Source organism: Nevskia sp., from assembly GCF_023266035.1.
Taxonomy (GTDB): domain Bacteria; phylum Pseudomonadota; class Gammaproteobacteria; order Nevskiales; family Nevskiaceae; genus Nevskia.
Map to the genome: position 1 here is coordinate 44892 of NZ_JAHFRY010000015.1, position 3971 is coordinate 48862.

At 61.4% G+C, this 3971-nt stretch carries 4 protein-coding genes; 3 read left to right on the forward strand and 1 reads right to left on the reverse strand.

Annotated features, from left to right (window positions below):
• From Q0D45_RS03655 to Q0D45_RS03665, 3 genes are all read left to right on the forward strand, one after another.
• The coding region (locus Q0D45_RS03655) for a heavy metal translocating P-type ATPase (RefSeq protein WP_293388683.1) at positions 1-2359 on the forward strand (2359 nt) is incomplete at its 5' end.
• Positions 2349-2855: a signal peptidase II gene (lspA, locus tag Q0D45_RS03660; protein WP_016451581.1), complete on the forward strand. Its 507-nt coding sequence runs from the start codon at positions 2349-2351 to the stop codon at positions 2853-2855. The genes Q0D45_RS03655 and lspA, both read left to right, overlap by 11 nt.
• Before the next feature lie 87 nt (positions 2856-2942).
• Positions 2943-3746 carry an undecaprenyl-diphosphate phosphatase gene (locus Q0D45_RS03665; RefSeq protein ID WP_012202413.1) on the forward strand — a complete coding sequence of 268 codons (804 nt, stop codon included), beginning with the start codon at positions 2943-2945 and terminating at the stop codon, positions 3744-3746.
• A 4-nt stretch (positions 3747-3750) separates the two neighbouring features.
• Here the strand turns inward: Q0D45_RS03665 and Q0D45_RS03670 are convergent.
• On the reverse strand, positions 3751-3971 hold a 221-nt coding region (locus tag Q0D45_RS03670; protein WP_293388688.1), incomplete at its 5' end, for a hypothetical protein.

Here is a 3971-nt window from a genome sequence, read left to right on the forward strand (position 1 = left end):
AGGGAACGGTACACGCTTCCTTATTCCGAACATGGATTGCCCTACCGAAGAGGCAACGATCCGCAAGCGCCTTGGTGCGGTCGATGGCATCGAACGGCTGGATTTCGACCTGATGGGGCGACGGCTCGATGTCCAGCACCGTCTGCCCGACCCCGCGCCGATCCTCAAGGCCCTGAACGATGTAGGCATGAAGGCCAGCATTGAGCACGCTGACGACACCGGGCCGCAGGGCCAGGCCGTGTACCTGATCGAAAAAATGGACTGCCCGACCGAGGAGGGCCTGCTGCGCAAGGCGCTCGAAGGCATGCCTGGGGTGAAGGCCCTGGATTTCAACCTGATGGGCCGCACGCTGACCGTGAGCCACGAGCTTGTCGATCTGGCTCCGGTGACCAGCGCGATCGAGCGGCTCGGCATGGCTCCAGTGCTCCAAAGCGCCTCCGACCCGGCGCCATCCGCTCCCCGTGAGTTCGGCACCGGCATCTCGCGCGGGCAATGGATTCGGATGGCGGTCTCCGGCGTGCTGGCGCTCGGCGCGGAGGCCATGGTCTTCGCGGGTGCTCCCGAGGCCTCCTGGCCCATCATTCTTGCTTGCCTCGCGGCCATCGGCCTGGGTGGGGTCGAGACCCTCAAGAAGGGCTGGATCGCGCTGAAGACGCGTTCGCTGAACATGAACCTGTTGATGACGGTCGCCGTCATCGGCGCGGCGCTGATCGGCCAGTGGCCCGAGGCGGCGGTGGTCATCTGGCTCTTCGGCATCGCCGAGATGATCGAGGCCTTGAGCCTGGATCGGGCCCGCAATGCCATCCGCAAGCTGATGGACCTGGCGCCAGAGAACGCATTGGTGCGCCAGCCCGACGGTCAATGGCGCGAGGTCAAGGCGGATACCGTGCCACTCGGAAGTGTTGTGCGGGTGCGTCCGGGCGAACGCATCGCACTGGATGGCGAAGTCGTCGCGGGACAGTCGTCGGTGAACCAGGCGCCGATCACCGGCGAAAGCATGCCGGTGGAGAAGACCGCCGGTGCCACGGTCTTCGCCGGCACCATCAACGAGCGCGGCACGCTGGAGTTCCGCGTTACCTCGCGCAAGGGCGAAACCACCCTCGACCGCATTGCACGATCGGTCCAGGAAGCGCAGGGACAACGCGCGCCCACGCAACGCTTCGTGGACAAGTTCGCCGGCATCTATACACCCGCGGTGTTTGCGCTTGCCCTTGCCGTGGCGGTCATTCCTCCGCTCGCTTTCGGGCAGCCCTGGTTCGAATGGGTCTACAAGGCGCTGGTGATGCTGGTCATTGCCTGCCCCTGCGCATTGGTGATCTCCACGCCGGTTACCGTGGTCAGCGGCCTGGCAGCTGCCGCACGCCGAGGCATCCTGGTCAAGGGCGGTCTTTACCTCGAACAAGGGCGGCACCTGAAATCGGTGGCCCTGGACAAGACCGGGACCCTGACCCATGGGCGCCCCGCACTGACCGATGTCATATCGCTGCGCGGCCTGCCGAAGGAAGAAGTTCTGCGCATTGCAGCGAGCATCGATGCTCTGTCGGAGCATCCTGTGGCCACCGCCATCGTGGCGGGCTACAACCAACCGCATGCCCAGGTGGACAAGTTCGAGGCGATCCCTGGACGCGGCGTCAAAGGCAACGTCGATGGAGATGTCTATTACGTCGGCAACCACCGGCTGATCAAAGAGCTGGGACTTTCAACACTTGAGGTCGAGACTCAGCTCGATGCGTTGGAGTACCAGGCCAAGACCGTTGTGCTCCTCGCCACGGACCAGCAAGTACTCGCCCTGCTGGCCGTGGCCGACACAGTGCGCGACACCAGCCGGCAAGCGATCGCCGAACTCAAGTCGCTGGGAATCGAACCAGTCATGTTGACTGGCGATAACGCGAAAACCGCGCAAGCCGTGGCTGCCCAGGTCGGCATCACCAGCGCCAAGGGCGAGTTGCTGCCGCAGGACAAGCTGCAGGCAATCGAAGAACTGCTCTCACGCGGGCCAGTCGGCATGGTGGGCGACGGCGTCAACGACGCACCGGCATTGGCCAAGTCGAGCATAGGCTTCGCAATGGGCGCAGCTGGCACCGACACGGCAATCGAAACGGCCGACGTCGCATTGATGCAGGACAACCTGCGCAAGCTTCCAGAGTTCATCCGGCTGTCACAGCGCGTAGCCGGCATCCTGACGGCCAACATCGTCTTTGCGCTTGGAACAAAGGCGGTGTTCATGGCCTTGGCCTTTACTGGACATGCAAGTCTGTGGCTGGCGATTCTGGCCGACATGGGTGCCAGTCTGGCGGTCGTTTTCAATGGGATGCGCTTGCTGCGGTCGTCTGAGGACATCAAGCCACATGGCCATTGATAGGGCTGTCTTGCGGATGTACCTGTTGGCCGTGACGGTGCTTGCCGCCGACGTAGCGACCAAGGCGGCCATCGTCGCGTGGATTCCCTTGTATGGCTCCCATGAAATCACGCCATGGTTCAACATCGGGCATTGGCTGAATCCAGGCGCGGCCTTCAGCTTCTTGGCGCAGGCGGGTGGGTGGCAACGCGGCTTTTTTATTGTTATTGGCGTCGCTGCTTCTGCCTTTCTCACCTGGCTCATTGCCCGCGAGAAGACTGCAACACCTGAGGCCGTGGGCTATGCAGCAATTCTCGGCGGCGCGCTCGGCAATGTTCTTGATCGAGTGCGGCATGGGGCCGTGGTGGACTGGCTCGATTTTCATTGGGGCGATTGGCACTGGCCTGCGTTCAATGCAGCCGACGTTGGCATCACCCTGGGAGCGGGGCTTCTGCTGATCGCCGCGTTTCGCGGCCGCGGCCGAAACGGCGCAGATTCCCATTCGCCAGCACGATGATCCAGATTTTCATTGACACATGCGGAGCCGTGAGCACGGCTTCGGAGAAACCGATGTCCCACTCGGCGCTACCACTGCCGCCTGCAAATGCACGCTGAACTCGTTCTCAAGACGCTAATGATGGGCGTCGTCGAAGGCATCACGGAATTCTTGCCAGTCTCCTCGACGGGGCATTTGATCCTAGCGGGCAATGCGCTCTCATTCCTTGCGAAAGAGAAGCGCGACGTCTTTGAAGTGTTCATCCAGTTCGGCGCGATGCTCGCGGTCATCTGGGAATATAGGGCTCGTCTGGCAAGCGTTGTTGTCTCAGCGCATGCCGACCAAGGCTCCCGCCGGTTTTTAGTGAACCTTGCCATTGCATTTATGCCCGCGGCAGTGCTCGGACTGCTGATTGGATCTCATGTGCAGAGGCTGCTTTTCAGTCCGGGGCCGGTGGCCGTCGCACTCGTTGTCGGTGGCATCGCGATCCTGTGGGCTGAGCGACGCCCCGTGCAAGTGAAGGCTGAGCGTGCCGAACAGATCAGCCGAATCGACGCACTGAAGATTGGTTTCGTGCAGTGCCTTGCGCTCTGGCCGGGTACTTCGCGCTCAGGCGCGACGATTATCGGCGGGCTATGGTTCGGGGCTTCGCGGCAGGCTGCGACGGAGTTTTCGTTTTTCCTCGGCATTCCAATCTTGGGGGCCGCCTCGGTATACAACCTCTTCAAGCACTGGGGCGCATTGTCGAGCGACGACATCGGCGTTTTTGCAATGGGTTTCATTGCTTCTTTCGCATTTGCGCTGCTTGCGATACGCCTTCTGATGCGTTATTTGACCGGACATGGATTTGGAGTTTTTGCGTGGTATCGCATTGCACTGGGAACGCTAATCTTGGTAGCGGTCGCCACGTAACCTTTCACTGGCGATGACGACGACCCATGTGGACGCTGTTGAAGGCCTTCTGCACAACAGGCCGTGGCGCAGGGCCATACGTGCAGCGAAAGGTGCGCGGCGTAGTTAGCCCCATCATTTTTCGCCGGCAACAGGCAAATCTTCGTTTTAGAACCTTCGCTCGCACTGCATCGTGCAACGCCCAGTGGTCCGAGTCATCGATAAAATGAGAATCAATAACATTTA

What these genes read in the sequence shown, in the direction of transcription:
- lspA (WP_016451581.1), top strand. Translation starts at nt 2,349, where the DNA reads ATGGCCATTGATAGGGCTGTCTTGCGGATGTACCTGTTGGCCGTGACG.
- Q0D45_RS03665 (WP_012202413.1), top strand. Translation starts at nt 2,943, where the DNA reads ATGCACGCTGAACTCGTTCTCAAGACGCTAATGATGGGCGTCGTCGAA.